The organism is Sinobaca sp. H24 (assembly GCF_023845525.1).
Map to the genome: position 1 here is coordinate 42,065 of NZ_JALBWT010000023.1, position 23,495 is coordinate 65,559.

The 23,495-nt window shown below is 44.9% G+C and carries 18 protein-coding genes and 8 pseudogenes; 1 reads left to right on the top strand and 25 read right to left on the bottom strand.

The features are described 5' to 3' along the window. Positions 1-8: 8 nt before the first annotated feature. The 20 genes and pseudogenes from MMY81_RS22740 to prfA form a co-directional block, all read right to left on the bottom strand. Positions 9-824, bottom strand: a complete 816-nt coding sequence (locus tag MMY81_RS22740) for a flagellar hook-basal body protein (RefSeq protein ID WP_252314656.1) — start codon at positions 822-824, stop codon at positions 9-11. Positions 825-974: 150 nt separating this feature from the next. Continuing rightward, a pseudogene (murA, locus tag MMY81_RS22745) lies at positions 975-2,293 on the bottom strand (UDP-N-acetylglucosamine 1-carboxyvinyltransferase). A 177-nt stretch (positions 2,294-2,470) separates the two neighbouring features. Then, complete coding sequence (locus tag MMY81_RS22750) at positions 2,471-2,692, bottom strand: DUF1146 domain-containing protein (RefSeq protein WP_252314657.1); 222 nt, start codon at positions 2,690-2,692, stop codon at positions 2,471-2,473. 409 nt (positions 2,693-3,101) lie between these two features. Next, positions 3,102-3,506, bottom strand: a complete 405-nt coding sequence (locus MMY81_RS22755) for a F0F1 ATP synthase subunit epsilon (RefSeq protein WP_252314685.1) — start codon at positions 3,504-3,506, stop codon at positions 3,102-3,104. Positions 3,507-3,537: 31 nt separating this feature from the next. Further along, positions 3,538-4,948 (bottom strand): annotated as a pseudogene (gene atpD / locus MMY81_RS22760) (F0F1 ATP synthase subunit beta). Between the two features lie 33 nt (positions 4,949-4,981). Beyond that, complete coding sequence (gene atpG / locus MMY81_RS22765; protein ID WP_252314658.1) at positions 4,982-5,842, bottom strand: ATP synthase F1 subunit gamma; 861 nt, start codon at positions 5,840-5,842, stop codon at positions 4,982-4,984. A 40-nt stretch (positions 5,843-5,882) separates the two neighbouring features. After that, positions 5,883-7,391 (bottom strand): F0F1 ATP synthase subunit alpha, encoded by a 1,509-nt coding sequence (gene atpA, locus MMY81_RS22770; protein WP_252314659.1) that lies wholly within the window; start codon positions 7,389-7,391, stop codon positions 5,883-5,885. An 11-nt stretch (positions 7,392-7,402) separates the two neighbouring features. Beyond that, complete coding sequence (locus MMY81_RS22775; protein WP_252314660.1) at positions 7,403-7,954, bottom strand: F0F1 ATP synthase subunit delta; 552 nt, start codon at positions 7,952-7,954, stop codon at positions 7,403-7,405. After that, positions 7,951-8,442, bottom strand: a complete 492-nt coding sequence (gene atpF / locus MMY81_RS22780) for a F0F1 ATP synthase subunit B (protein WP_252314661.1) — start codon at positions 8,440-8,442, stop codon at positions 7,951-7,953. Before atpF ends, MMY81_RS22775 begins: the two co-directional genes overlap by 4 nt. A gap of 93 nt (positions 8,443-8,535) precedes the next feature. Continuing rightward, positions 8,536-8,747 (bottom strand): annotated as a pseudogene (atpE, locus tag MMY81_RS22785) (F0F1 ATP synthase subunit C). 60 nt (positions 8,748-8,807) lie between these two features. Beyond that, positions 8,808-9,534, bottom strand: a pseudogene (gene atpB / locus MMY81_RS22790) (F0F1 ATP synthase subunit A). 51 nt (positions 9,535-9,585) lie between these two features. Further along, the gene (locus tag MMY81_RS22795) at positions 9,586-9,957 is read right to left on the bottom strand and encodes an ATP synthase subunit I (protein WP_252314663.1); all 372 of its coding nucleotides are present in this window, start codon (positions 9,955-9,957) and stop codon (positions 9,586-9,588) included. Positions 9,958-10,376: 419 nt separating this feature from the next. After that, a complete protein-coding gene (gene upp / locus MMY81_RS22800) occupies positions 10,377-11,006 on the bottom strand; it encodes a uracil phosphoribosyltransferase (protein WP_252314664.1) in 630 nt (209 codons plus the stop codon). A gap of 210 nt (positions 11,007-11,216) precedes the next feature. Further along, a complete protein-coding gene (locus tag MMY81_RS22805; RefSeq protein WP_252314665.1) occupies positions 11,217-12,461 on the bottom strand; it encodes a serine hydroxymethyltransferase in 1,245 nt (414 codons plus the stop codon). A 135-nt stretch (positions 12,462-12,596) separates the two neighbouring features. After that, positions 12,597-13,148, bottom strand: coding sequence for a TIGR01440 family protein (locus tag MMY81_RS22810; RefSeq protein WP_252314666.1), 552 nt, complete (start codon positions 13,146-13,148; stop codon positions 12,597-12,599). Between the two features lie 15 nt (positions 13,149-13,163). Next, positions 13,164-13,601: a ribose 5-phosphate isomerase B gene (rpiB, locus tag MMY81_RS22815; protein ID WP_252314667.1), complete on the bottom strand. Its 438-nt coding sequence runs from the start codon at positions 13,599-13,601 to the stop codon at positions 13,164-13,166. 27 nt (positions 13,602-13,628) lie between these two features. Beyond that, positions 13,629-14,072, bottom strand: coding sequence for a low molecular weight protein arginine phosphatase (locus MMY81_RS22820; RefSeq protein ID WP_252314668.1), 444 nt, complete (start codon positions 14,070-14,072; stop codon positions 13,629-13,631). A gap of 87 nt (positions 14,073-14,159) precedes the next feature. Next, positions 14,160-15,184 (bottom strand): annotated as a pseudogene (locus tag MMY81_RS22825) (L-threonylcarbamoyladenylate synthase). Between the two features lie 147 nt (positions 15,185-15,331). Next, complete coding sequence (prmC, locus tag MMY81_RS22830; RefSeq protein WP_252314669.1) at positions 15,332-16,189, bottom strand: peptide chain release factor N(5)-glutamine methyltransferase; 858 nt, start codon at positions 16,187-16,189, stop codon at positions 15,332-15,334. Continuing rightward, positions 16,189-17,259 (bottom strand): annotated as a pseudogene (prfA, locus tag MMY81_RS22835) (peptide chain release factor 1). The gene prmC and the pseudogene prfA overlap by 1 nt, the downstream one beginning before the upstream one ends. A 180-nt stretch (positions 17,260-17,439) precedes the next feature. On the opposite strand from prfA, the gene MMY81_RS22840 reads away from it, so the two are divergent. Further along, positions 17,440-18,771: an FAD-dependent oxidoreductase gene (locus MMY81_RS22840; protein WP_252314670.1), complete on the top strand. Its 1,332-nt coding sequence runs from the start codon at positions 17,440-17,442 to the stop codon at positions 18,769-18,771. Positions 18,772-18,893: 122 nt separating this feature from the next. Here the strand turns inward: MMY81_RS22840 and MMY81_RS22845 are convergent, their stop codons facing one another. From MMY81_RS22845 to fba, 5 genes and pseudogenes are all read right to left on the bottom strand, one after another. Beyond that, positions 18,894-19,514, bottom strand: coding sequence for a thymidine kinase (locus MMY81_RS22845; protein WP_252314671.1), 621 nt, complete (start codon positions 19,512-19,514; stop codon positions 18,894-18,896). A gap of 228 nt (positions 19,515-19,742) precedes the next feature. After that, the gene (locus tag MMY81_RS22850) at positions 19,743-19,985 is read right to left on the bottom strand and encodes a type B 50S ribosomal protein L31 (protein WP_252314672.1); all 243 of its coding nucleotides are present in this window, start codon (positions 19,983-19,985) and stop codon (positions 19,743-19,745) included. A 109-nt stretch (positions 19,986-20,094) separates the two neighbouring features. Further along, a pseudogene (gene rho, locus MMY81_RS22855) lies at positions 20,095-21,350 on the bottom strand (transcription termination factor Rho). Positions 21,351-21,756: 406 nt separating this feature from the next. Next, complete coding sequence (fsa, locus tag MMY81_RS22860; protein ID WP_252314673.1) at positions 21,757-22,401, bottom strand: fructose-6-phosphate aldolase; 645 nt, start codon at positions 22,399-22,401, stop codon at positions 21,757-21,759. 185 nt (positions 22,402-22,586) lie between these two features. After that, positions 22,587-23,452 (bottom strand): annotated as a pseudogene (gene fba, locus MMY81_RS22865) (class II fructose-1,6-bisphosphate aldolase). Positions 23,453-23,495 lie beyond the last annotated feature (43 nt).

A 23,495-nucleotide genomic window follows, 5' to 3' on the forward strand; every position in this document is an offset into this window, starting at 1 on the left:
AGTTATGGCTATCCCAGACGGCCGACTTCGTTTACGGCGCGCTGCATGCTCTGGTCATACGATTGCAGTATCTTTTGATTGGATTCAAAGTTCCGGTAGCTGCTTGTCAGCTCTCCCATTGTCTGGGTCGCATCTACGTTGGATCGCTCCACGAAGCCCTGCTGCAGCTGGTAGTCAGCGCCGGCTTCTCCGGCCAGGGGAAGTTCCCCATTTTCCGACCGGTAAAGCCCGGATCCCTCTTTTACGAGGTCATCGCTGTTCTCTGCATAGGCTATTGCCATCTCTCCAACCTGTTCCCCATCTTCCGTTGTCACAATGCCGTCCCGGCTTAATGTAAACCGTTCATTGCCTACAGCTATAGGCTGACCGTCTGTGCCCTGTATGTAATGTCCCTGGCTCGTCGTTAAAAATCCTGACCCATCCACGGCCAAATTACCATTGCGGGAGTATCCTGTTTCTCCTTCATCATTCGTTACCGCAAAATAAATAGAACTAGGATCTCCAGCTTCATTTTCAGGAATATTTCCATTTAAAATAGCAATGTCAACAGCATTTCCTGTTTCCTGGAGATCTCCCTGCATCGTGTTAGCCGTTTTTTCCTGCATATAAACACCCGCAGCCAGATCTCCAATAGGATGGGAGCCCTGTCCCTTTTGCCCGGTTGTATTTTTTGCCTGTAGAAGCATCTCCGGAAACGTCCGGATCGCCCCTTTATCCTCTTTGAAACCAGGTGTATTAACATTGGATATATTATTATTAAGCATTTCCGTTTTCCGCTGCTGGGTTATCATCCCGCTCGCTGCACTATAAAACCCTCTTAACATCGGGGCTCCACATCCTTTTTTAGTTTCTTTCCGCTGCTTATAGAACTCTCCTTCACTATATCGGCAGAAGAAATTAAATGTGTACTTTTTTTATCCATTTCCCCAAAATAAAAAGCCCGACGCGTAAGCGCCGGGCCTGGTCTTTAGCTATTAACGATTTTGTACGGAACGAAGAACGGTTGTTTCTTCTGCTTCTTCTACTTTGCTTTCTTCTACACTGACACGCGTAACGTTCGCTCCAAGTGCCTGAAGCTTCTGATGGAAGTCCACGTAGCCTCTGTCAAGATGGCGGAGTTCTGTTACGGATGTCTCTCCTTCTGCCACTAAACCGGCAAGAACGAGCGCAGCGCCTGCACGAAGGTCTGTTGCAGCTACTTCTGCTCCCGTTAATTGAGCCGGGCCGGTAACAACAGCTGTTCTTCCTTCTGTCTTAATATCGGCATTCATGCGGCGGAATTCTTCTGCATGCATGAAGCGGTTTTCAAAGACAGTTTCCGTAATGACAGCTGTTCCATGCGCCTGTGTAAGAAGAGCCATAAACTGAGCCTGCATATCTGTTGGGAAACCAGGATGCGGCAGTGTTTAATATCAGCCGGACGAAGCATGTCTGGACCTTTTACAAGCATTCCATTATCTTCATCTTCAATAATAACGCCCATTTCTCTCATTTTCGCTACGAGAGGACGGAGATGTTCGTGAAGCGCGCCTTCTACGAAAACCTCTCCTCCTGTAATAGCTGCAGCAATCATGAATGTTCCTGCTTCAATACGGTCTGGAATAATAGTATGCACCGCGCCCTGCATGCTTTCTACACCTTCAATGCGGATCGTGCCGGTGCCTGCTCCGCGTACTTTTCCACCCATTGCATTAATATAATTGGCAAGATCTACAATTTCCGGCTCTTCTGCAACATTCTCCAGAATGGTTGTTCCTTCTGCCAGAGCCGCTGCCATCATAATATTTTCTGTTGCTCCTACACTTGGGAAGTCCATATAGATACGGGCACCCTGCAGGCGTCCTTCTACTTTGGCTTCAATATAGCCGTTTCCAATCTCAACAACTGCACCCATCGCTTCGAAACCTTTTAAATGCTGGTCAATTGGACGGGATCCAATTGCACATCCACCTGGGAGGGCAATATGAGCAAGCCCTTTTCTCGCAAGCATTGGTCCCATAACAAGAAAAGATGCTCTCATTTTACGCACATATTCAAAAGGAGCTTCCGTTCCGATTGATCCGCTTGCGTCTGCTGTAAAGACTCCATCTTTATAATCAATTCCTGCGTCAATATGGGAAAGGACGCTCTTCATTGTATATACATCGGCTAAAGGCGGTACCTCATAGATCGTGCTTTTTCCTGTTTCTGCAAGCAGTGATGCTGCAATTACAGGTAGAACGGCATTTTTTGCTCCTTCTACTTTCACTGATCCTTTTAAGCGTTTTCCGCCTCGTACTAGAATTTTTTCCACCATTTTTCCCTCCACTATTTAATACATCATTATCAGACATTATTATTCTCAATTGATTATCTTAGGTTAGTTACGGGACGATTGTCAGTTATGCTGCATTGAGCATGGTTCCACCTAATATAGTCGGCAGCATGCAGCAAAGGTTACAGATTTATTGCTTTTTCTTGATATTTTGTCTTAAAGCAGGTTTCTCAGCATGAAAGATCCTTGTAGATACTCCAAAGAGCTCACAAGATAACTGATAGCTATTGTGACAAATAAATAAAGCAATTTAGCTTTCAAGCCTTCGGGATCTCTCAAAAAGACATCAAAACGAAAGGCCTGCAGGCTCCACCATACTACTATAAGAAAGAAGATGTTTACGAGTATATGTAAAACTGCTTCCTGACCGGCTTCCATTTGAAAAACTCCTTATTGAGGACGGTACAATCCGCACACTATCATAAGCTATATGCAGACATAAAAGAAGGGTCAAAATTCCTAGTCCTTGTATTAGACTGTCAGTTTTCCCTTTCCCTTTCATTATAAACCTAAAACACCCCGCTGTTGTCACCGTTATATTTTAATATTAAGGACCAAAGTGTGTGTAAAAAATGAAAAAGTTACATATTTCCTTACCTAATGTACCATATTTAGAAAAATAGTAAATACAATATAACACGTTTTTTAAATTATCTTTACAAAAAGATTACAACAATAGATAGAAAATTACAAATATAGAAATGAATGACTTGTAAATAAGGGTCTTTAATAGGATAACGTATAAAAATAAAAAATGGTTCACTGTTTGGACACAGTGAACCATTTTTTATTTTTGTTTTGCTACTTCAAGCCTGGTATTAGCACGCTTTAAAGCGAGCTGAGCCCGCTTGATATCAATTTCTTCCTGTTTAGCACGGTTTAGTCGCTCTTCTGCTCTTTCTTTTGCTGTCTGCGCACGATCTTTGTCTATTTCTTCCGGGCGCTCTGCTGACTCGGCTAATATAGTTACCGTATCAGGACGCACTTCTACAAAGCCGCCGCTGACCGCTACAAGATCTGTGCCTGCATTTGTTTTCACCCGCACAGGGCTTGTTTCCAGTGGCGCAACTAAAGGAATATGGCCTGGCAGTATACCTAGTTCCCCTGTCGTGGAACGTACACTGACCAGGTCTGCTTCTCCCTCATAAACTGTGCCGTCAGGAGTAACGATACTGAGATTGGTAGTAGACATCATTTATCCTCCTTCACAGCAGCCTCCATAATTAAGACGATGCTTTTACTTTATCCAGCACAGCTTCAATTGGACCTACTAGACGAAACGCATCTTCAGGCACGTCATCATGTTTTCCGTCCAAAATTTCGCGGAATCCTCTGATAGTGTCTTTTACCTGGACATAAGATCCTGTCTGTCCGGTAAACTGTTCGGCTACGTGGAAGTTCTGAGATAGGAAGAACTGAACGCGTCTTGCACGGTGTACAATTTGCTTGTCTTCTTCTGACAGCTCGTCCATACCTAGAATAGCAATGATATCCTGCAGTTCTTTATACTTCTGAAGCGTCTGCTGCACTTCCTGAGCCACTTTGTAATGCTCTTCTCCTACAATTTCCGGAGAAAGGGCACGGGACGTGGAGGCAAGCGGATCTACAGCCGGATAAATACCCTGCTCTGTTAATTTACGCTCCAGGTTTGTTGTCGCATCCAAGTGGGCGAATGTTGTAGCCGGTGCCGGATCCGTATAGTCATCGGCCGGTACGTAAATCGCCTGAATGGACGTTACAGAACCAGTTTTCGTTGAAGTGATACGTTCCTGCAGCTGACCCATTTCTGTGGCCAGGGTTGGCTGGTAACCAACCGCTGAAGGCATACGTCCCAATAGGGCGGATACTTCAGAACCTGCCTGGGTAAAGCGGTAAATATTATCGATAAAGAGCAGAACGTCTGCCCCTTCCTTATCACGGAAATGCTCAGCCATAGTCAAGCCTGTCAGGGCTACACGCATACGTGCACCAGGCGGCTCGTTCATTTGTCCGAATACCATCGCGGTTTTTGATAACACCAGAATCGGTCATTTCAAAGTAAAGGTCATTTCCTTCACGTGTGCGCTCTCCAACACCGGCAAATACGGAAATACCGCCGTGTTCCTGCGCGATGTTATTGATAAGCTCCTGGATTAAAACGGTTTTACCAACACCAGCTCCTCCGAAAAGGCCGATCTTTCCACCTTTTACGTAAGGGGCCAGCAGGTCAACTACTTTAATACCGGTTTCGAGAATTTCTGCCTGCGTTGACAGTTCATCAAACTTAGGAGGCTGTCTGTGGATCGGGCTTCTTACAGAGTCCTCTTCCAGTTTGTCATCCAAATCGATCGTATCTCCAAGTACGTTAAATACACGTCCCAGCGTCTGTTCGCCGACCGGCACGGAAATAGGTCCGCCGGTGTTCACTACTTCTGTTCCCCGTACGAGCCCATCTGTAGAGCCCATGGAAATGGTACGAACAGAGTCGTCGCCAAGGTGAAGTGCCACTTCAAGCGTCACATGCACCTCGGATGTTCCTTCAGCCGTACTTGACTGCGATATAGTCAGTGCGTTATTTAACTCAGGAAGATGGCCGCTTGGAAATCTCACATCCACAACCGGTCCCATAATCTGAGTAATGCGTCCGTTGTTCATTCATTTCCCTCCTCACTGTTACTTTAAAGGCTTTTATTCAAGCGCTGCGGCGCCGCCGACAATCTCGGTAATTTCCTGCGTAACGGCTGCCTGTCTTGCACGGTTGTACACAATTGTCTGGTCATCGATGATGCCGGTAGCGTTGTCTGTTGCTGCACTCATCGCTGTCATTCGTGCACCGAACTCACTTGCCTTAGCATCAAGCAGTGCCCCATAAATCAAGCTCTCTGCATACTGAGGCAGAAGTTGTTTAAGTACTGCCTCTTCGGAAGGCTCGTATTCATAGGACTGATTACTTTTATCTTCTTCTGCAAAACCAGTAAGCGGCAGAATTTTCTTCTCTGTCACATCCTGTTGAATCGGATTCACGAAATGGTTATACCAGATGTTCAACTCATCTATTTCCTGATCTTTATACATATCAACAGCAAGTCTTGTGATATTTTTAATATCTTCAAAGCTTGGCTGATCAGAAAGCCCGGTTACTTCGTCAAAGATGGTAATATCTTTTCGTTTAAGAAGATCCCTGCCAATTCTGCCTATTACGATCACACCGTACTCTTCTTTCGAAGAATGGCGTTCTTCTACTGTCTGTATGAAATTTCTGAAAAGGCTGGCATTGTAACCCCCTGCCAGTCCCTGATCGGAGAAGATCATAATATACGCTGTTTTCTTGACTGTGCGCTCTTCAAGCATAGGATGGGTTACATCCGTATTGCTCGCGGCAATGCTTGCTACTACTTCTTTTATTTTTCTCGTGTACGGTTCATAGGCCTGAGAATGACGCTGGGCCCGGTTTAGTTTTGAAGCAGATACCATCTGCATAGCTTTCGTAATCTGCTTCGTTTTTTTCACCGAATTAATTCGATTTTTAATGTCACGTAAAGAGGCCATACTATCTCACCACCTTCTTCTTTAGGGTGATTATCTTATATTACTTTGTAGGATTGAATGTACGCTTGAATCCTTCGATTGCACGGTTAAAGTCTTCTTTTTCAGGAAGGTTTCCTGTTTCACGGATTCCATCAAGAAGTGCTTTTTCTTCTGCATCAAGATAGCCCATAAGCTCTGATTCAAAACGCTGAATATCTACTACGGGAACATCATCAAGATAGCCCTGGGTCAGAGCATAAATAATCGCTACCTGCTTTTCTACACGAAGCGGCTTGTTCAAGTCCTGCTTCAGCATTTCTACAGTACGCGCACCACGGTTCAGCTTCGCCTGGGTTGCTTCATCAAGATCAGATCCGAACTGCGAAAATGCCTCCAGCTCACGGAATGCTGCGAGATCAAGACGAAGCGTACCGGCTACTTTTTTCATTGCTTTAATCTGAGCGGAACCACCTACACGGGATACGGAAATACCCGGGTTAACGGCGGGACGAACACCGGAATAAAACAAGTCGGACTGCAGAAAGATCTGTCCGTCTGTGATGGAAATAACGTTGGTTGGAATATAAGAGGATACGTCACCGGCCTGTGTTTCAACAAACGGCAGAGCCGTCATTGAGCCTGAACCTTTCGCATCACTTAATTTAGCAGAACGTTCCAGTAAACGGGAATGAATATAGAATACGTCACCCGGGAATGCCTCACGGCCCGGCGGACGGCGGAGAAGCAGCGAAAGTTCACGGTAGGCTGCTGCCTGCTTGGTCAAGTCATCAAATACAACAAGAACGTGCTTTCCGTTGTACATGAATTCTTCACCCATGGATACGCCGGCATAAGGTGCCAGGTAAAGAAGCGGAGCCGGATCGGAAGCACCTGCGTTTACAATAATAGTATAATCAAGCGCTCCCTTCTGACGAAGCGTTTCCACTACGTTTGCAACGGTTGATTCTTTCTGGCCGATTGCTACGTAGATACAAATAATGTCTTCATCTTTTTGGTTGATGATCGTATCAATGGCAATAGATGTCTTACCAATCTGACGGTCACCGATGATAAGTTCACGCTGGCCGCGTCCGATAGGAATCATAGAGTCAATGGCTTTAATTCCTGTTTGCAGCGGCTCATGTACGGACTTTCTATCCATAACACCCGGCGCCGGGCTTTCAATCGGACGTGTTTTCGTGGTGCCGATAGCACCATTTCCGTCCAAAGGCTGGCCAAGCGGGTTTACTACGCGTCCAAGAATTTCTTCACCTACAGGAACTTCCATGATACGTCCTGTACGCTTTACTTCATCTCCTTCACGAATGTCGGAGTACGGTCCTAAAATAATAATACCGATGTTGTTTTCTTCCAGGTTCTGGGCCATACCCATTACTCCGGTGGAAAATTCCAGCAGTTCACCGGCCATTGCGTTTTCAAGGCCGTGTGCGCGGGCGATACCATCACCAATTTGAATGACAGTACCCACTTCGCTTGCCTGGACATCGGATTCAAATCCTTCAATCTGCTGCTTAATGAGAGAGCTTATCTCATCTGGTCTGATGCTCATTGCGTTCCCCCCTATCTAAGGTCTTTTCCGGAAATCAGCTGATGTTCCAGACGATTTAGTTGATTTCTTACACTTCCATCAAAGATTGTGTCGCCAATGCGTATTTTCATACCGCCGATAAGCGATGAATCAATAATGTTTTCAATGAATATCGTGTCTTTTCCGACTCTTTTTGCAAATACTTCAGAAATTCTCGCTTTTTCCTGCTCATTTAAAGGCTTTACAGTATATACTTTTGCAAAACCGCGCTTCTGCTGATCATCTGCAAGTTTTTTATACTGCTCGGCGATAAGTACGATCGAGTCGATGCGTCTTCTTTTTAATAAAAGCAGTAAAGTACTGCGGATCATATCATTAGCTGAAAGAAACGTTTCTTCAATAGAAGCCGCCTTTTTTTCCTGCGTAACTCGTGGATTTTCCAGAAAATCCATGTATGCCGGGTTTTGGACAAACGTTTCCTTCACTACTTGAAGCTCGTTATTGATTTCGTCGAGCATTCCTTTTTCACTGGCCAGTTCAAATATGGCTACGGCGTATCTTCTTGCTGCTGCTGGGTTGCTCATAGATTTCCGCCTGCCTCTTGAAGATATTCTTCAATAAGCTTTTCCTGCTCCGCCTCATCGAGTTCCTTCTCGATAATTTTCGTTGCAATCATGACAGAAAGCGTAGCTACCTGCTCTCTTAATTCTGCCACCGCCTGCTCTTTTTCACTTTGGATCTGAGCCAGAGCATTTTCTTTCACCTGCTCGGATTCACGGCGGGATTGTTCTACAATATCCCTGCCCTGCTGTTCTCCTGTTTTCTTCGCTGATTCTATAATGGACTGCGCCTCTTCACGGGCACGATCTATTTCAAGCTTCTGCTGTTCTAAATATTTTTCTGATTCCAGACGGTTATTTTCCGCTGCATCAATATCGTTGGCAACTTTTTCTTCCCGCTCCTGCATCATGTTCATCATCGGTCCCCAGGCAAACTTCCGGAGAAGAAGGAGGAGGATAGTGAACGTTACAATCGCGAATAGCGGATCCGCTAACGTTAGTGTTTCTGGCATTTCTTTCACTCCTTTCTACATTTTACAAAAGGAATGGCGAAGCATCGGTTGAAGGACTTCGCCATTTTATTCCGGCATGCATATTTCCGCCGTTTATTGACCCATTAAGAGAAAGGCAATGACTATCGCGATGATTGGAAGTGCCTCAACGAGTGCCACACCGATAAACATAAGCGTCTGTAATGTACCTTTTAATTCCGGCTGACGTGCTACACCGTCAATTGTTCCACGTACGATCTGTGATACACCAAACCTGCACCTAGTGCGGCTAGTCCTGCCGCGATTCCTGCTGCTAAAGCTCCCATAATAAAAATCCTCCTAGTATTGTAGTTTATATAAAATCTGCTGTTTCTAATAGTAAACTTCTAGTGTTCTTCCTCAACTTTGTGAGCCAGATACACCATGGTAAGCATTAAGAAAACAAAAGCCTGAATGCCTCCTATAAACAAGCTGAACGCCTGCCAGGCAATCATCGGCACACTTGCACCAAGCGCACCAGTACACTGGCTCCACCTGCCGCGGCAAGCATTGTAAGCAGGATTTCCTTTGCATACAAGTTACCGAAAGCCGCATTCCCAGTGTGATAGTGTTTGTAAACTCTTCCAGCACTTTAAATGGGAATAAGAAAGGAATAGGCCGGAAGAAATCCTTCACGTATTCTTTTCCGCCTCTAAGCCTAATGCCGTAATAGTGGCAGATAAAAAGTACCATAATAGCAAAAGTCATTGTAATAATCGGGTCTGCTGTAGGGGACCTCCACCAGACGGTATGCGTTTCTTCTGTGAAGAGCATAAATGGTACACCGAGAAGATTCGCGACTAATATAAATAGGAAAATAGTGATTCCTAATCCAAAAAACCGTTCGCCGGTTTTCCAGCTCATCGTGTTGGAAATAATATTTTTAATAAAGTCAATGAGCCATTCAAACACATTCTGCATTCCTGTCGGCTTCATTTTAATTGACCGCGCGCTGACCATCCCTATAATAAGTACGATAACTGCCGCTACTGCCAGCATAAGAATGTTAGACAGATTCGCATGAAAACCCGGAATGCCAAACACATCGTAGGCTATCGGAAATTCGTGATCCATGGTTAAATTCACCCCTTTTCCTATAGTTTAGCAAGTGACTGTGTTACCCCATCAATCGGACGAAAAAGCAAAAAACACTAAAGAAAAAAGAATGATAAGGTACGGAGTCATTAAACCAACTGCCAGCGGCACTATACCAAAATATTCCGGAAACTGCAGAAACAGCATGGCAATAACGATGCCTGAAGCTATTCTGGCAGGCATCCTTAAAGCAAACGCCACTTTGTTCGAACGTTCAAAATCAGTGGCCGCCTGCGTATCACGGTACATGCTCCATAAATTAAACAATCCCAGCAGAGATCCAGTAGCCAGGCTCAAGAAAAACAGGCTGTGTGACGTCAGTGCTGCGCATACTGCGTAGATAAAAACAACTGCTACACTCAGCATAAAATAGCGCTTGTACATTTCCTGAAAGGAAGACATCTGACCTTCTCCTTCTTTTTTTCAGCAGACGGACTAGTCCGTCACCCTGAATCAAAACGTTAAATATTGCCGTCCTAAGCTTCATAGACTTATGTGAAAAAAACTGTCTGCACGAATGGTATTTCTATGTATAACTGCTTAGGAGGGTTCAAAGGAGAAGCTTAAGCATTTGCTTAACTAGATCCTGAGTTGAACTCATCTGCTCATGAACATGAAAACCCTATCATATATCCTTGTAATCGTACAATAGGGAGGGTTTCTGTCAATCCATAATGAGGAAAAAAACCTTGCAATATAAGGGTTTGAGCGCCTCAGCAAATGTGACTATTAGATGACAATTTGATTGTAAATTTACTGTTACACAGATATTGTTTCTTCGTAAAACAAAAACCGTGTCTTTATTCGACACGGTTTCCTATTTATTTTGTTCCGAACAGACGGTCACCGGCATCTCCGAGACCCGGAACAATATATCCTTTTTCATTAAGCTTTTCATCAAGCGCACCAAGATAAATTTCTACTTCCGGATGAGCTTCCTGTACAGCATCCACTCCTTCAGGAGCCGCAACAAGGCACATTAGCTTCATATTTTTAGCTCCGCGCTTTTTCAAGCTGTTTAACGCTTCAACAGCAGATCCTCCTGTGGCAAGCATGGGATCTATAACGATAAATTCGCGTTCTGCTACGTCACTTGGAAGCTTTACGTAGTATTCAATCGGCTTCAGGGTTTTAGGATCACGATACAATCCAACGTGCCCTACTTTTGCAGCAGGAATAAGTGACAGAATACCATCAGACATGCCAAGACCGGCTCTTAAAATAGGAACAATACCCAGCTTTTTACCGGCAAGCGTATGTCCTTTAGCGGGACCGACCGGTGTCTCCACCGTTACTTCCTGCAGCTGAAGGTCTCTTGTGATTTCAAAAGCCATCAGCATGGAAACCTCTTCCACCAATTCTCTGAATTCTTTTGTACCCGTGGAAACATCACGGATAAATGTTAATTTATGCTGAATTAATGGATGATTTAAAACGTGTACTTTTGACATACATGCAGCTCCTCTTTTATATAATCAAATGAATATCGGTCACCTGGACTAAACGTTTCTATGTGCGCACACTTCTTTTGAAATTCTACCGAATAATCACCCTGCAATCAAGGTTTCTGGGAAAATAGCAATGATTCAGATAAATAAAGTTCTTGTTTTTCCATAAAAAAACCGCAGCCTGCAACAGGCTGCGGTTTTCATACAATCATTTTACAGGTTCGGATACATTGGGAACTTTGCCGTTAATTGATCTACTCGATCGGCCGCTTCTTTAAGCTTTTGGTCATCCTCTGTATTTTTCAGGACGATAGCGATAATCTTTCCAAGTTCATCCATCTCTGTCTCTTTGAACCCTCTGGTCGTTACAGCGGAAGTACCCAAACGGATTCCGCTTGTCACAAATGGCTTTTCCGGATCATACGGAATCGCATTTTTGTTTGTAGTCAAACCAGCTTCATCCAGCGCTTTTTCAGCTACTTTTCCTGTAATACCAATATTGCGGAGGTCTAAAAGAAGGAGGTGATTGTCCGTGCCGCCGGATACAATGTCAATTCCTTCGTTTACAAGAGACTCTCCTAAACGTGCTGCATTAGCAATAATCTGTTTGGAATAATCGACAAATTCAGGCTCCAGCGCTTCGCCGAATGCTACTGCCTTTGCAGCAATAACGTGCATAAGCGGACCGCCCTGCATACCTGGGAAAACCGTCTTATCAATTTTTTTAGCAAAGCGCTCTTCGCAGAGAATAAGGCCGCCGCGCGGTCCGCGAAGGGTCTTGTGCGTAGTGGTTGTTACGAAATGGGCATGCGGAACCGGATTTTGATGCTGGCCTGCTGCAACCAGACCTGCAATGTGTGCCATATCCACCATCAGATAGGCATCTACTTCATCCGCAATTTCGCGGAATTTCTTAAAATCTATTTCACGCGGATAGGCGCTTGCTCCAGCTACAATAAGCTTAGGCTTGTGCTCTAATGCCGCTTTTCTGACTTCTTCATAATCAATAACCTGCTTATCTTCTGTTACGCCATATTCAACAAAGTTATACTGAATGCCGCTGAAGTTTACCGGGCTTCCGTGAGTTAAATGACCGCCGTGGGATAAATTCATTCCAAGCACTGTGTCGCCATGTTCCAGAATAGTAAAGTAAACTGCCATGTTTGCCTGGGCACCGGAGTGCGGCTGCACATTTGCATGCTCTGCGTTGAAAATTTGCTTTGCGCGGTCGCGTGCAAGATCTTCTACCGTGTCAACGTGCTCGCATCCACCGTAAAATCTTTTGCCGGGATAACCTTCTGCATATTTATTCGTCAGGACAGATCCCTGGGCTTCCATTACCGCTTCGCTTGTAAAGTTTTCTGAAGCAATCAGTTCAATTTTGTCGCGCTGGCGCTGCAGTTCTTTTTCCATTGCTTCAAATACCGCGGCGTCTTTTTTCTTTACTGTTTCTAACATTTGTAGTGCTCCCTTCTCTCTCAATCCTTTTATTATTCGTTATTTGACTGTTTTTCTGAATATCCGAAGCTATTATAACATTTCAAAGCGTCCATTTCCGTATTTAATGGATAAAAAATTAAAAAACATTAAGTTTTATTCCACAGTATATCTCGCGCGCTCTCCTCCAATTAACTTTGGCCTGGAGACCGCCATTGTAACATGAGCGGAGCCGATGGCATCAATGGAGGTTCTAACAGGCACAGCCACATGCTTGATGTGCATACCGATAAATGTATCGCCAATATCAATTCCTGCATCTGCCTGAATATGTTCCACTACTACCGGATCCTTCATTCTCCGGTAGGCCCTGGATGCCATTGCTCCTCCTGCACGCGGATGGGGAACGGCGCTTACCGGTTCAAGCTGGAGCAGATCCGCCGTTTCCTTTTCCACTGTGATGGCTCTGTTAATATGCTCGCATCCTTGAAAGGCTAAATGGACTCCTGTTTTTTCACGAAAAGAAGCAAATTCCTGAAATAGATCCTCTGCCACTTCTTCTGATCCGGCGGAGCCGATATTTTTACCGATCACTTCGCTCGTGCTCGCCCCAATAATCAGTACATGCCGGTGATCAAGGGCTTTTTTCTGGTACAAAGCATCTAAAAATACAGTCAGAGATTCTCTCCAGTGCGCTGCGTTCTCCATGCCTTTTCACCTCATTTATTTTTCAATAGCAGATACTTTATCGATCCGCTTTTTGTGTCTGCCGCCTTCAAAATCAGTGTCTAACCAGGTTTCTGCAATTTCAAGAGCAAGTCCCGGTCCAATGACTCTTTCTCCCATAGCGAGAACGTTGCTGTCGTTATGCGCCCGTGTTGCTTTCGCGCTGAACAAATCATGAACGAGCGCGCAGCGAATGCCATTCACTTTATTGGCCGCAATCGACATACCGATTCCTGTTCCGCAGATCAAGATTCCCCGATCTGCTTCCCCTGCTGCTACCTTTTCAGCTACCGGGACAGCGTAGTCTGCATAATCGACTGAATCCGCACAGTCGCACCCTACGTCATCTATTTCTATTCCTTTATTCGAAAGCATCGTTTTAATTTCTTCCTTTAAGTTATACCCACCATGATCCGAACCAATTGCTACCTTCATTCCCAGCACTCTCCTCATATATGCTTGCTACAAGCTTTTTATTTTTGGTAAAGCGTAATCCATAAGACGTTCAATTTCCGCGGCTGTCTGCCTGTATACTTCTGTATCTGCACCGATAGGATCGATAATATCCCGATTCTTATCATCAAGCGCAAATTCATGAAGGGTGTATATTTTGTCCGCAGCAAAAGGATACATTGAAACGGACGTCTGCTTATGGGCTACGGTCATTGTGAGAATAATATCTGCCCAGTCCACCATATCTTTTGTTAAAAGACTGGACGTTTTCTCATAGGAAATACTCTTTTCTTTCAGTACTTCGAGTGTTTCCAACGACGGCGGGACACCGTCTGCTGCATATACCCCGGCAGATCTCACTTCAATCCCCTGATCCTTTTTATGAAGCAGCATTGCTTCTGCCAGAGGGCTCCTGCACGTATTGCCTGTGCATACAAATAAGACATGCTTCATTGCGCAGCCATTCCTTTCTGCTAATCTTTCACATAAAGCTTTCTTCTATTTTATCACAGATTCTTTTTGCCTCGTGTGTTCACGGCTTTATTCATCTACTTCGATTCCGGCTGCCTTTCTAAGCCTGTTCATCAGTGCGGCTCCCATGTCTGTTTCCTCGAACACAGGACAGAAAAGGACGTCCAGCTGATGTTCGTCCGCTTCTCTCAGCGCGCTGTACAACTTTGAAGAAAATACAGCAGGTGTATGAAAAGACCCCATGTCCAGGCAGAAATCGGCTTCTGCTGCAAGGTCATGATAGCTTTCACTTCCCGCCAGAACGCCTATTTTCTTCCCCTGTTTCCGGGCGCGCCGCACTTCGTTTATGAGCCGGTCCTCTTCTATTAAAAAGAGAGGGTTTCCGGAGCATAGTGACGGTATTTCGTTCCCGGTGATTTAGGTGCCTCTTCACTGCTGCCGGACTCATTTTTTACCAGTGTGCCTGGCAGCAGCTGCTCTATTTGTTCCTTAGTAATACCGCCCGGACGAAGAATCCAGCACACACCATCCTTATATTCCACTACAGTGGATTCCAGACCATATCCTGTTTCTCCTCCATCCACTATTCCTGCAATTCTGCGGTTAAGATCAAACATCACGTGGGATGCTTTCGTCGGACTTGGCTTCCCGGATAGATTGGCACTGGGAGCCGCGAGCGCTTTTCCTGAAGCTTTTATTAATGCAAGCGCAACAGGATGATCCGGCATGCGGACAGCAAGCGTATTTAGTCCCGCCGTTACATTAGAAGAAACCGGAAAACTGCCATGCAGGACAATGGTCAGCGGACCCGGCCAGAATGCTTCCATCAGCCGGCGCTCTATCACATCCGTATCCACATTTAAGTTATCCAGATGTGGATAATCTGAAATATGAACAATAAGCGGGTTATCCCCAGGTCTTCCCTTCGCAGCAAAAATTTTGTCAACCGCTCCGCTGACAGCAGCGTCTGCACCAAGTCCGTACACTGTCTCCGTAGGGAAAGCCACTACTTCTCCCTTTTTAATATAGTCAGCAGCCTCCAGAATAGAAGAATCTTCCTCCAAAGACTTTTTTGACTTATCCACAGTCCACATCTTCGTTTGTGTATAACTCAATTACTTTCCCTCTTTTCTTTGTAAAAGAAATAGTTGATTTAGAAGTTTTTTCATTGCATTTAATAAAACAAAAAAAGTTATCCACAGTAATATCTTAATAAGTGGATAACTGCTTGTATATAACTTTTATCTTTTTTCTACAAAAATCATGCGGTCTCTTTTATTTATATCCTGTTTCAGCCAAACCTCATCGTCTGGAAAAGCCTGCTTGAAGATGGCCAGCGCTTGTCTTCCCTGATCCATTCCAATTTCAAAAGCTGCGAGACCGGGACGATTCAGGATCGCTGGAATATCCTCTGCCAGTTTTCTGTAACAAGAAAGACCATCTTCATCTTCCCCAACAAGAGCCGTTCTCGGCTCATGGACCTTCACTATATCGTCCAGCTTCTCCCACTGATCCACCGGAATATATGGCGGATTGGATACAACCACATCAAACATACGCCCTTGAAGCGGACGGGCCAGATCCCCCTGGATAAACTCTATGGCGGCACCCAGCTTATCCGCATTTTGTTCTGCTTTCTGCAGTGCACCGGCCATTAAGTCAGTAGCTGTCATTTCAATGCTCTCTGATTCCAGCGCAATCGTTACAGCAAGCGCTCCGCTTCCTGTGCCGATATCGACTCCGCTTCGAACGGACCCAGATTTCTGCCGGCCCAGCCATTGAATTACTTCATGGGCCAGCTCTTCGGTTTCCGGCCTCGGAATCAGCACATGTTTATTCACAGAAAATATCCGGCCGTAAAAAGCACCCTCTCCTGTAATGTGCTGCACCGGCACCCCTGAAGCGTGTGTTTTTACATCCTTCTGGAAGGCATTCCAGACTTCCTCTGTAAGCCGTTCGCCCCGGTCAAGATGAAGCGACGTTTGATCTGTATTTACTTTGTGGGCCAGCAGCCATACAGCTGCCTGCGGTTCCCGTCCAGATTCCCCTAAAAAAGAAGAAGCCCAGTTAAGGGCCTCATATATATAAGGTATGTTCATTATCTTTCGCTTGCTCTTTCCATCATTTCAGCCTGCTCTTCTACTACAAGCGGATCAATAATTTCATCAAGCTCACCGGCCAGAATCTGATCCAGCTTTTGAAGCGTTAAGCCAATACGATGATCGGTTACTCTGCTTTGCGGAAAATTATACGTGCGGATGCGCTCCGAACGATCTCCTGTACCTACTGCAGACTTTCTTGTTTCATCATACTCTGCCTGCGCTTCACGCTGATATTTATCATAAATGCGGCGCGCAGCACTTTCATTGCTTTTTCTTTGTTTTTAATCTGTGACTTTTCATCCTGACAGGAAACGACTACGCCGGTAGGCTCGTGCGTAAGACGAACGGCGGACATGGTCGTGTTAACGCTCTGGCCGCCCGGACCGCTTGATGTAAACGTATCTACACGGATATCTTTGTCGTGAATATCCACTTCCACTTCCTCTGCCTCCGCTAGTATGGCTACAGTAGCAGTCGACGTATGAATGCGTCCGCCTGATTCCGTGCTTGGCACTCTCTGCACACGGTGGGCGCCATTTTCATATTTCAATCTGGAGTAGGCACCGCTTCCGTTTACTATAAAAATAATTTCTTTGTATCCCCCAACATCACTGGAGCTTGATTCAATAATTTCTGTTTTCCAGTTCATTTTTTCAGCATAGCGGGAATACATTTTAAATAAATCACCGGCAAACAAGGCAGCTTCATCACCGCCTGCAGCCCCGGATTTCTACAATAACGTTTTTATCGTCATTAGGATCTTTCGGAAGAAGCATTACGTGGAGTTTTTCTTCGATCGCTGTTTGTCTTTCCAAAAGCTCATCGATTTCCATCTTTACCATTTCTTCCATTTCTTTGTCCATCGTTTCCTGCTGCATGGACTTAGCTTCCTTTAATTCTTCCGTAACTGTTTTGTATTCTCTATATACTTCCACCGTTTTAGAAAGATCGGCCTGCTCTTTTGAGTATTCTCTTAATTTTTTCGTATCACTGATAACGTCCGGATCACTGAGTAACTCGTTTAAATGATTATACCTGTCCTCTACCGTTTGTAATCGATCTATCACAAACTTCACCTCTTTATACTATTGCATAACATTCTAATTATAGTATACGCCATATCAGCAGTCAAAGCACCCTTCATTCCAATATTCAGCCGGTAACCTTTCTTGTTTTTTTCGTTATCAGAAAGGGAACAGTGAAGCATACTACGTTCTTCATTAATGACGAAAGCAGGGGATGCAACGATGAAATATATTATTATTGGCGGTGATGCGGCGGGTATGAGCGCAGCCATGCAGCTCGTACGTAATACTAAACAAGCTGAAATCACCACTCTGGAACAGGGCGCTATCTACTCTTACGCCCAGTGCGGCCTTCCTTACATAACCGGCGGAGTTGTCTCTCAAACAGATGACCTGATCGCAAGAAAAGTGGAGACATTCCGCAATAAGTACGGCATTGACGCCCGGATTCTGCATCATGTGACGAGCGTTGACGCTGAGCAGAAAACGGTGTCAGGTACTGACCTCTCCAGCGGGGATCCTTTTACGATTTCCTACGACAAGCTTCTTGTCGCCTCCGGAGGCAGCCCTTCTGTTCCAGACTGGCCCGGAACCGATAAAGAAGGCGTGCATACTGTCAAAACCATTCCTGACATCGAAAAGATTACCAAGGAGCTCCCTGCCGTACAGGAAACAGTTATTGTCGGCGGCGGCTATATTGGGCTCGAAATGGCGGAAAATTTAATCAGGAACGGCCAGAATGTCCGTATTATTCAACGGGCCGACCGGCTGGTGACAATGTTTGACCCGGACATGGGGGAAAGAATCATAGAGGAAGCAGAAAAACACGGCGTGACGCTTCACTTCGAAGAAAACGTTACTTCTATTAATGGTACAGACCGCGTAACGTCCATTTCCACAGAGACCGGCACTTATCCGGCAGACCTTGTCATTATCGCTACCGGACTGTCGCCGAATACTAATTTTCTGCAAGGCACCGGCGTCGAGCTTTTCGATAATGGAGCGGTCATTGTGAACAAAAAAATGGAAACCAATGTAGATAGCATTTATGCCGCAGGAGACTGCGCGGTTCAATTTCACCGGATCAAACAAAAAAATGATTTCATCCCTTTAGGGACTCACGCTAATAAGCAGGGACGCCTGGCAGGAATTAATATGGGAGGGGGCTCCAAAGAATTCAAAGGCATTACCGGCACCTCCATCCTGCAGTTTTTTGATTTAACGCTGGCAAGGACGGGACTGTCCGAAGCAGAGGCAAAAAAAGATAATATACCGTTTAAAACAGTGGTAAACACCTCTTCCCACATAGCCGGATACTTCCCCGGCCATAAAGAGCTGACAGTTAAGCTTTTATACAGGACAGATTCCAAACAGCTTATCGGAGCCCAGGTAATTGGAGAAGCCGGAGCAGATAAAAGGATTGATGTTCTTGCGACCGCTATGTACTACGGAGCGACGATCGATGAATTAGAAGATCTGGATTTGTCCTATGCTCCTCCCTACAACGGAGTCTGGGACCCTGTTCAGCAGACAGCACGCCGGGCAAAATTCTAAAGCAGGGCTTACCTGCTTCCATTTTCTTAATAAGAAGCCCCTTTCAACTGAAAGGGGCTTCTTTTACGCTTTTCTACTTATGTTGCTATATTCGGACAAACCAACGGATGGCAAAAGACCTTCTACTCGACGGAAGAGGCTTCCAGAACGGCTTTAAGCCGGTCCGGCCGGCCGGGAACATCATGACAGTGCCGGCAGCGCGGCTCATATGACTCATCCGCCCCCACTAATATAATCGCATCGTCGTAGTGTGCCGGTTTTCCATCAATCAGGCGCTGCGTCCTCGAAGCAGGAGAGCTGCATTTCGGGCATACTGCCTGCAGTTTGGTGACATCTTCCGCCAGAGCCATCAGCTCTTGAATCGCTCCAAACGGCTCTCCGCGGAAATCCTGATCCAGACCAGCCACTACAACCTGAATTCCTTTATTGGCAAGTTCTTCAGTCACCGCTACAATATTCATATCAAAAAACTGCACTTCATCTACAGCTACCATGTGAGCATCTTCTTCTACTTCATTTAAGATATCCAGGGAATGGACGACGGATTTAGACCATACTTTTGATCCGTTGTGCGACACGACTTCCTCTTCACTGTATCGATTATCCAAAGACGGCTTAAACACCACAACATTTAAGCTGCCGTAAGAGGCTCTTCTAATGCGGCGGATCAGCTCTTCGGACTTTCCGGAAAACATGCTTCCGCAGATCAGTTCCACCCAGCCTTCTTTTCTCATTATATGCATTTTGCCACTCCTTATGCTTCATCCGCTTCATGCAGTTTGGTATTTATTCTATGTAAAAGTATACTATATTTTTATAGGTATTCGGAGAATGCCTTTCGTAAAAACCAGCCATTCCAGTCACTATTCTGCCTTATTTCAGCCGCGACAGGCTAGATTAGGCCTTAAAAGATTTTTAAAGCCAAATAAAAAAACAGGCAAGCGGCGTTCCCTTGCCTGTTTCTATTTGTCTTACATGTTGTATTTCTTTTTAAATTTATCAATACGTCCGCCGGCATCAGCAAGCTTTTGCTTACCAGTGTAGAACGGATGAGAATCAGCACTGATTTCTACTTTCAATAGTGGGTAAGTGTTGCCATCTTCCCATTCTACTGTTTCAGCAGAACTCTTAGTAGAGCCGCTCAAAAACTTAAAGCCTGTGCTCGTATCCATAAATACTACTTTTTGATAATTTGGATGAATTTCCTGTTTCATTAATTTCACTCCCTTTGCCCTAATTCTATTCGAATCAGAATTTGTAATCACACATAACGAGATTATAACAAGCCTGACCTATTTTTTCAATGTAAAAATAAAATACTTTTTATCTTCTTGCTGGAGCCGGCCGCGTTTTGGTCTTCGCTTTATCCTTTTCCATTTCTTCGAAAAACTCATCGTTGGTTTTTGTCTGCTTCATTCTGCGGATGAAATGGTCTACAAAATCCGGAGAATCATTCATCGTTTTGCGGATCGCCCATAAGTTTTCAAGCTGTTCTTTTGATGTAAGCAGCTCTTCTTTTCTTGTACTGGAGCGGCGTATATCGATAGCCGGAAAAATTCTTCGTTCTGCCAGCTTACGGTCCAGATGAAGCTCCATGTTGCCGGTGCCTTTGAATTCTTCATAAATCACGTCGTCCATCCGGGAACCTGTCTCTACAAGTGCTGTTGCGAGTATCGTCAAACTGCCGCCTTCTTCAATATTTCTTGCCGCTCCGAAGAAACGCTTAGGACGGTGAAAGGCAGCCGGGTCAATACCGCCGGAAAGCGTGCGTCCGCTCGGCGGGATAACGAGATTGTATGCTCTTGCCAGACGCGTAATGCTGTCCATCAGAATAATGACATCTTTTTTGTGCTCCACGAGCCTCATCGCACGTTCCAGCACAAGCTCCGTTACTTTGATATGATTTTCCGGAACTTCGTCGAACGTAGAACTGGCAATGTCTCCTTTAACGGAGCGCTCAATGTCCGTTACTTCCTCCGGACGTTCATCAATTAACAGGACGATCAATTCTGCTTCCGGGTGATTTTCGGTTATGCTGTTGGCTATTTCTTTAAGCAGGGAAGTTTTTCCAGCTTTTGGAGGCGCTACAATTAACCCTCTCTGTCCGAACCCTACCGGTGTAATCAAATCAATAATACGGGAGGAAATACGTCCGGGGGCGTTTTCCATATTAATGCGACGGTCCGGGTATAAAGCAGTCAGAGCCGGGAAATGCGGACGTTCTTTTGAACTTTCCGGATTTTCACCGTTGACGGCTTCCACCTGCAGGAGACCGTGATATCTTTCGGAGTCTTTCGGCGGTCTTACCTTTCCGGAGACTTTGTCTCCGTTTCTCAGCTCAAACCGGCGGATCTGCGAAGCAGAAATGTAAATATCCTCCGAACTCGGCAGGAAGTTGATAGGACGAAGAAATCCGTATCCTTCCGTCGTTATAATTTCCAGGACACCTTCCATAAACATAAGGCCGTCCTCTCTGCGCGGCCTTTTAAAATCGCAAAAATAAGCTCTCTTTTAGTCAGCTTGCTGTAGTAGGAAACATTGTATTCTTTTGCTAAACGATATAATTCTTTGAGTGTCATATTTTCCAATCCTGCTAAATTAATACTGCTCAACTACGGTCACCACTTTTCTTCCATATGCCTCCAATCCGGAGCATACAGCTATGTTTGTATTTATATTTTTATGTTTGAACGCTGTGTTTTACTTGAGAAATTGTGTAAGCAGCCGGAGATAGAAGATCTGCCTTATAGGTGGAGGCAGCGGCTGTTCATTGACGGGAGTCTGGGAAGGAGCGGATTGCTTTCCGCTTTGTCTGCTCAAGGATTCTTATTAATTGTAACGGGGATGACCCCTCCATGCAATCATAAATCATTCCTTTTTGCTTGAAAGTTGCCTGCTGTGCGTAACCTTAAATAAAAAAAGAGCAGGATGACACTCCCCCCTGCTCTCTCCTAATTTGATAACGCAATAAAAGATTTGCTTTTTCTATTCGCTTCGGTTGTTCCAGTCCGAAAGAAACTGTTCGATTCCTTTGTCAGTGAGAGGGTGCTTGACCAGCTGCCCGATTACTTTCGATGGCAGCGTTGCAATGTGTGCTCCTCTTCTGGCAGCTTCTGACACATGAATTGGATGTCTGATGGAAGCAGCAATAATCTCTGTCGGAATATCATGAACCACAAAGATATCGGAAATTTCATCTATTAAATGAAGCCCGTCCTGTCCAATATCATCGAGACGTCCAAGGAATGGTGATACATAAGTGGCTCCCGCTCTGGCTGCCAAAAGAGCCTGCACGCCTGAGAAAATGAGCGTAACGTTTGTTTTAATTCCTTTATCGGAAAATGCTTTAACCGCTTTCAAACCTTCCAGCGTCATAGGCACTTTTACTGTAATGTTAGGAGCGATTTTCGAAAGCTCAAGTCCTTCTTCAATCATTCCTTCCGCATCAAGAGCAACTACCTCAGCGCTTACAGATCCATCCACCAGGCTTGTGATTTCTTTAAGTCTGCTGTGGAAATCAACGCCTTCTTTTGCAACCAGCGTCGGGTTTGTAGTAACCCCGGCTAATATACCAAGATCGTTTGCTTCTTTTATTTGATCTAAATTTGCTGTATCAATAAAAAACTTCATAAAAAGACCCTCCATTCGATTGATAATTCTAATAATACAGATATAATAACGCTATCATTATTCTGAATAAAAAAATTTATTTACAGGACCTGGATTAGTAATAAAAAGAAAAGAGCCGATAGTAAAAGACGCCATGCATTATGCTGATGTCTTTTTACAAATCAGCTCTTCCTTCCATTATCTAATTAACCTTTGTTAGAAGAACCAAATTCCTGCATTTTACCTTTAACAGTTGTCTTGATCGCATCACGTGCAGGACCAAGATATTTACGTGGGTCATACTGCTCCGGCTGAGCTGCAAGAGTGTCACGTACTGCCTGTGCAGAAGTAATCTGGCTTTCTGTGTTTACGTTCACTTTAGCATGACCGAAACGGATTGCTTTTTTCACGTCTTCTGTTGGAATACCAGTACCGCCGTGAAGAACAAGCGGAATGCCGCCGATCATTTGATTGATTTCTTCCATACGGTCAAAGCCAAGGTTCGGCTCGCCTTTATAAGGACCGTGTACAGATCCAAGGGCAGCTGCAAGGCAGTCCACGCCAGTCTGTTCTACAAGCTCTTTACATTCAGCAGGAATAGCATAAGCTGCTTCTGCATCGTCAACGATTAGATCGTCTTCCTGTCCGCCGACGCGGCCAAGTTCAGCTTCAACAGATACGCCTACAGAGTGGGCTACATCTACTACACGCTTTGTAATAGCAATATTTTCTTCAAGCGGGTGATGCGATCCGTCGATCATTACAGACGTAAATCCTGCTTTAATTGCCTGAACGCAGCTTTCAAAGCTGGAACCGTGATCTAAATGAATAGCTACGGGAACCGTTACGTTATATGCTTTGATATAAGCTTTTACCATATCTACAACAAACTCAAATCCTCCCATATAACGGGCAGCGCCCTCGGAACACCACAGATTACCGGAGATTTCTCCTCTTCTGCAGCCTGAAGGATGGCTTGTGTGAATTCCATATTATTTAAGTTAAATTGACCTACAGCATAATTTTCTGCTTTAGCTGTTTCGAGCATTTCTTTCATAGATACTAAAGGCATGTTGATCCTCCCTCTTCCATTTGAACAATATTTCCAGTAAAAC

Excerpts from the sequence above, each read along its gene's own strand:
- MMY81_RS22775 (WP_252314660.1), bottom strand. The coding sequence starts at position 7,954 with ATGAGCAACCCAGCAGCAGCAAGAAGATACGCCGTAGCCATATTTGAA.
- atpG (WP_252314658.1), bottom strand. The coding sequence starts at position 5,842 with ATGGCCTCTTTACGTGACATTAAAAATCGAATTAATTCGGTGAAAAAA.
- MMY81_RS22755 (WP_252314685.1), bottom strand. The coding sequence starts at position 3,506 with ATGTCTACTACCAATCTCAGTATCGTTACTCCTGACGGCACAGTTTAT.
- upp (WP_252314664.1), bottom strand. The coding sequence starts at position 11,006 with ATGTCAAAAGTACACGTTTTAAATCATCCATTAATTCAGCATAAATTA.
- MMY81_RS22810 (WP_252314666.1), bottom strand. The coding sequence starts at position 13,148 with ATGGAGAACGCAGCGCACTGGAGAGAATCTCTGACTGTATTTTTAGAT.
- atpA (WP_252314659.1), bottom strand. The coding sequence starts at position 7,391 with ATGAGCATCAGACCAGATGAGATAAGCTCTCTCATTAAGCAGCAGATT.
- MMY81_RS22795 (WP_252314663.1), bottom strand. The coding sequence starts at position 9,957 with ATGTCTTCCTTTCAGGAAATGTACAAGCGCTATTTTATGCTGAGTGTA.
- MMY81_RS22750 (WP_252314657.1), bottom strand. The coding sequence starts at position 2,692 with ATGGAAGCCGGTCAGGAAGCAGTTTTACATATACTCGTAAACATCTTC.
- rpiB (WP_252314667.1), bottom strand. The coding sequence starts at position 13,601 with ATGAAGGTAGCAATTGGTTCGGATCATGGTGGGTATAACTTAAAGGAA.
- MMY81_RS22820 (WP_252314668.1), bottom strand. The coding sequence starts at position 14,072 with ATGAAGCATGTCTTATTTGTATGCACAGGCAATACGTGCAGGAGCCCT.
- MMY81_RS22805 (WP_252314665.1), bottom strand. The coding sequence starts at position 12,461 with ATGTTAGAAACAGTAAAGAAAAAAGACGCCGCGGTATTTGAAGCAATG.
- MMY81_RS22740 (WP_252314656.1), bottom strand. The coding sequence starts at position 824 with ATGTTAAGAGGGTTTTATAGTGCAGCGAGCGGGATGATAACCCAGCAG.
- atpF (WP_252314661.1), bottom strand. The coding sequence starts at position 8,442 with ATGCCAGAAACACTAACGTTAGCGGATCCGCTATTCGCGATTGTAACG.
- prmC (WP_252314669.1), bottom strand. The coding sequence starts at position 16,189 with ATGAACATACCTTATATATATGAGGCCCTTAACTGGGCTTCTTCTTTT.
- MMY81_RS22845 (WP_252314671.1), bottom strand. The coding sequence starts at position 19,514 with ATGCATATAATGAGAAAAGAAGGCTGGGTGGAACTGATCTGCGGAAGC.
- MMY81_RS22840 (WP_252314670.1), top strand. The coding sequence starts at position 17,440 with ATGAAATATATTATTATTGGCGGTGATGCGGCGGGTATGAGCGCAGCC.
- MMY81_RS22850 (WP_252314672.1), bottom strand. The coding sequence starts at position 19,985 with ATGAAACAGGAAATTCATCCAAATTATCAAAAAGTAGTATTTATGGAT.
- fsa (WP_252314673.1), bottom strand. The coding sequence starts at position 22,401 with ATGAAGTTTTTTATTGATACAGCAAATTTAGATCAAATAAAAGAAGCA.